Source organism: Synechococcus sp. R6-10 (assembly GCF_047461815.1).
GTDB lineage: Bacteria > Cyanobacteriota > Cyanobacteriia > Thermostichales > Thermostichaceae > Thermostichus.
The window spans coordinates 1-4398 of the sequence record NZ_JANSHW010000107.1 but is presented as its reverse complement, the minus strand read 5'-3'; the positions used below and the strand labels follow the sequence as shown (position 1 = coordinate 4398).

The following is a 4398-nucleotide window of genomic DNA, read 5'->3' as shown; positions in this document are numbered from 1 at the left end:
GCCGGGATCCATCCCACCCTCTATCTCGATCCCCACTGCTCCCACCCCTTCCTCACCCCTGCCCAGCCCGGACAGCAGCCGCTTTACAGACTTGGAGCCCGGATCTCTGGTGGCCCGTTCGGTGGGATACCTAGATCGGTTGGGAGTTTTTGCCGATATCTCCAGCAGCGAATTTCAGCCGCAGCGCAGCGTTCGTCGCGGAGAATTTGCCCGTTGGCTGGTGCTGGCCAACAACGCCATCCACGCCGACGAGCCCAGTCGGCAGATCCGCCTGGGATCCCCCTCGGAACGCCCCCTCTTTTTGGATGTGCCGGAAGAGGATCCCAACTTTCGCTACATTCAAGCCCTGGGAGCTGCCGGCATAATTGCCGGAGATGCCAATCGAGAGTTTCGCCCCAACAGCCTGCTGTCCCGGGCGGAGTTAATCCGCATGAAGGTGCCCCTGGACTTACCTCCCGGCCAGATCAAGGGATCCCGAGCGGAGCTGGAGGAGCGCTGGGGGTTCACCGATGCGGCGCAAATTCCTCCTGAGGTTGTTCCTGCTCTAGTAGCGGATCGCAGTCTGGAGAATGCCTCCACCGTGCTGCGCACCTTTGGCCCCATCCGCACCTTCAACCCCTTCGAGCCGGTTAGCCGCGGGGAAGCCGCCATCGCCCTGTCGGCTTTTGGGGAACGAACGGCCCAAGACGCCATACCCCAGCCGCCAGCCTTGCCAGACCCAACCCCTGAGCCTCAGCCTTCTCCTCCTGCCGCAGAACCGGAGCAGACGGCTTCTCCCGAGCCGGATCCCACCCCTGCCTCTCCCTCGAATGCCGTTGATGAGCCCTCTGGGCAGACCCGACCCAACCCCCCGGAAGTCGCCCCAGGAGAGGGTAGGATCGTCACGCCGGGTAAGCCCTAACCCTGAAGTGAGCGAGGATCCCATTGGCGTATGCTGTTGGGCTCTGTCAGCAGATAGAACGCCTCAGAACCCCAGCAGGGATCCCTGCTACGGCTCTTACAAGGAGCAAAAGGAGCCATAACAATAAAAACTATCCCTAACTCCCTTCAGGAGAGGGGCTGTACAGCGCAGAGGACTTCCGCCCCCATTCCCCAGGCGGCTCTAGCTCTTGCCAGTCCCCTGAGCGCCCCTCTGCTGGGGAAAACCCTTGCCGCCCATAGCCTATAGAATGGGGGAAGCCAGCCTTGGAAAACCTGCAGGGATCCCAACTGTGTCCGCCATTGTTCCTGAAATCCGTTCTGCCGATCTGCTGCGCTACACCGTGATTGGGTCGCGGCGGCCCAGCGTGTACTTTTGGGCGGTGGCGCTGACGGGGGGAGGGCTGGGCTTTACCTTGGCCGGCCTTTCCAGCTATCTCCACCGCAATTTGCTCCCCTTTTCCGATCCCGCCAGCCTGGTGTTTATTCCCCAGGGCATTGCCATGCTCTTTTACGGGGTGCTCGGATCCCTGGCGGGGCTATACCAGTGGCTGAGTTTGTATTGGAACTTGGGAGGCGGCTACAACGAGTTCGACCGGCGCACGCAAAAGATAACGCTGGTGCGCCAGGGCTTTCCGGGCAAAAACCGTGAAGTCCGCCTGGAGTATGACTTTGCCGATGTGCAAAGCTTACGGGTGGAGCTGAGAGAGGGGCTTAACCCCCGCCGAGCCATCTACTTGCGGGTGAAAGGACGTGGCGACATCCCCCTCACCGGCGTAGGCCAGCCACCTCCCCTGACGGAGATCGAAAACCAGGCAGCCGAGATTGCCCGCTTTCTCAACGTCAGCTTAGAGGGCATTTGATTCCCTGGGGCATCATGCGCTGTGATCGCACCCTGATGGCCGCGTGAGGGATGTGTGCCCTACTACGAATGGGTGACCAACTACATTGCTGTAATCGGTGGGCGCTAATGCGGAGGCCTTGAAGAGATCCCGGATCCCTTTGGGGTGGGGAGACCCTCTTCTGGATTAGAGTCCTTTCAAATTAGTTCAAATTAGATTGAGACTAGGTTGAGACGCTCCCCAGGTGTTTCGCGCTGCAGCCCTTCTTCCAGAGGGAGAAATGACCATATCTGCACAACTGAAGCGCGCGCTGCCGAGCGTCGCTTTTTAAAACCTCGGGATGGAGAGCATCTCAAAAACTAGCCTTCGCCAGCTTGAGGAGAGGAACCCAGGGATCCCTTGACTGCCACCTGAAGGCTCGCCGACTCCGGAATGAATGCCTGTGCAGTCGGGAACCCCAAGAAGGGGCTTTGCTCTACTGCCTGGGTGGAGAGGGTGAAGAGGGGATTGGAGAGGATCCCGGCAAAGATGGTAGCCACCAAAGTGAACACCAAGCCCACCCGCAGAGCCTGCATGCCTTCCGCCTGCCAGTTGGTCTCAGGGTAATTTTGCACTGAAACCGACATCTCTTGCGGCTCTTTCACCACGATGGTTTTCACCACCCGCACGTAGTAGTAGATGGAGATGACGCTGGTGACCAACCCCACCAACACTAGGGTATAGGCCCCTGCCTGCCAACCGGCCCAGAACAGGTACAACTTGCCGAAGAAGCCTGCCAGAGGGGGCAACCCACCCAACGAAAGCAGACAAATGCTCAAGCAAAGGGTGAGGAAGGGATCCTTTTGGTAGAGGCCGCTGTACTCGCTAATTTCATCGGTGCCGGTCTTCAGGCTGAACAGGGTGATGCACAAAAAGGCCCCCAGGTTCATGGCCAAATAGACCATCAAGTAAAAGATCAAGCTGGCATAGCCTGCCTCGGTGCCCGCCACCAAGCCAATCAAAACAAAGCCCGCCTGACCGATGGAAGAATAGGCCAGCAGCCGTTTGAGGCGGGTTTGGGCAATGGCCACCACGTTCCCCAGCACCATGGTCAAAATGGCCAGCACCGAGAGCACCGCCCGCCACTCTTCCGTCATGGCCGGAAATACGGTGGCCAGAAAGCGCACCGCCAAGGCAAAGCCTGCTGCTTTGGATCCCACCGACAAAAAGGCCACCACCGGCGTTGGGGATCCCTCGTAGACATCAGGAGTCCACTGGTGAAAGGGCACTGCCGCCAACTTAAACCCGATACCACCAATGCAGAGGACCAAAGCGATGATCCCTGCCAAGCCGGCATCCCCCATAGAGGAGGCAATGGCTTCCAGCTTCGTTTGCCCACCCGAAAGGCCGTAGAGCAGCGACATGCCGTAGAGAAAAATGGCTGTGCTGCTGGCCCCGATCAAGAGATATTTCAGGGCTGCCTCCGAAGAACGCGGATCCCGCTTGGTATAGCCGGCCATCAGGTAGCTGGCGATGCCCAGCGTTTCTAAAGATACAAACACTAGGATCAAGTCCGTCGCCCCGGAGAGGAACATGCCCCCCAAGGTGGCCGTGAGCAGCAACACATAAAACTCGCCTGTGGGCGCTCCGGACTGAGAGATGTAGCGCTCCGCCATCATCACGGTCAGTACCGCCGTCCCCACCACCAGGCCACGGAAGAGAATGCTGATGGGATCCGCCGCAAAGCTGCCCAAGAAGCTCTCCAACTGGGGCTGCTGCCACTGCAACACCAAGGTCACCAAGGCCCCGATCAAGCCAAAGATGGAGAGGGCTGGAAGACTTTTGCGCGCCGCCGAACCACCGACCAAATCCACCACCAAGACGAGCAAGAGGGTGAGGGTAACCACCACTTCTGGCCAAATGGCACCGGCATACAGGTTTCCGGTTGGGGCAAAGACATCCATAGGGGAAGACATGAAGACAGATGAAGGGGATCCACAGCCAGCATACCGCGATTTCCGGTCTCTCTTTCCGCTTCCGGCATCTCTTCTCCCAATCGTCTCCATCAGCACTCTCAATCCACGGGCTCAGTAGAGCTTGGCGCTGGAGGTGAGCACCAGCTTCAGGCGGGCGTGGATCAGATCCAAGTCCGCCAGCCCCAGGTCGATCTCCCCATCGATGACGATGCCGGTGTGGATCAGGCGATCCAAGAGTTCCAGCAGGGATCCCTCGCGGTGGGGTTGTCCGGGGTAGTAGTCCCCCTGGCGGGGCAGGAGGGTGCCCAGATCTCCGAGCTCCAGGTTCAAATCCGCTGGGTCGATCTCCAACAGGCTGCAGATGTGTCGAATTTGCTCCCGCAAGGCTTGTAGGCTGCTGCCGGCCCGCTCAATCTGCTCTGCAGAAAGGCGCTCAGCCTCCATTTGCCGCACCACCTGCGCCTCCATCAACTGCCGCAACAGCTCCACCAAGGTCAGCACCAGAGAGGCCAAACCGGCTTCCGGGCGTTTCCGGCCAGGGGTGGGCCGAGTCTGGCTCAAGTCTTCCCAGCTGGCGGGACTAATCGAAAGGCGCGGCGGGGGAGGAGAAGCAATCCAACGGTCAAAGGGCTGACAAAGCTGTTCCAGGCTGAGCAAATGGAGACGGGGATCCCGAGCGGCCT

The 4398-nt window shown here is 59.6% G+C and carries 4 protein-coding genes; 2 read left to right on the top strand and 2 right to left on the bottom strand.

Annotated elements, in window-relative coordinates; all coding sequences use genetic code 11:
* Both NW837_RS03595 and NW837_RS03590 read left to right on the top strand, forming a co-directional pair.
* Window positions 1-901, top strand: a 901-nt coding sequence (locus NW837_RS03595; protein ID WP_414329310.1) for an S-layer homology domain-containing protein, incomplete at its 5' end; no start/stop codon positions are given.
* Window positions 902-1211: 310 nt separating this feature from the next.
* The gene (locus NW837_RS03590) at window positions 1212-1781 is read left to right on the top strand and encodes a photosystem I assembly protein Ycf4 (protein WP_011433078.1); all 570 of its coding nucleotides are present in this window, start codon (window positions 1212-1214) and stop codon (window positions 1779-1781) included.
* 338 nt (window positions 1782-2119) lie between these two features.
* Here the strand turns inward: NW837_RS03590 and NW837_RS03585 are convergent, their stop codons facing one another.
* Window positions 2120-3703 carry an NAD(P)H-quinone oxidoreductase subunit N gene (locus NW837_RS03585; protein ID WP_414329311.1) on the bottom strand — a complete coding sequence of 528 codons (1584 nt, stop codon included), beginning with the start codon at window positions 3701-3703 and terminating at the stop codon, window positions 2120-2122.
* Window positions 3704-3826: 123 nt separating this feature from the next.
* The coding region (locus NW837_RS03580) for a gas vesicle protein K (protein ID WP_414329309.1) at window positions 3827-4398 on the bottom strand (572 nt) is incomplete at its 5' end.

Coding starts and splice junctions, on each gene's coding strand:
- NW837_RS03585 (WP_414329311.1), bottom strand. CDS start 3,703: ATGGATGTCTTTGCCCCAACCGGAAACCTGTATGCCGGTGCCATTTGG.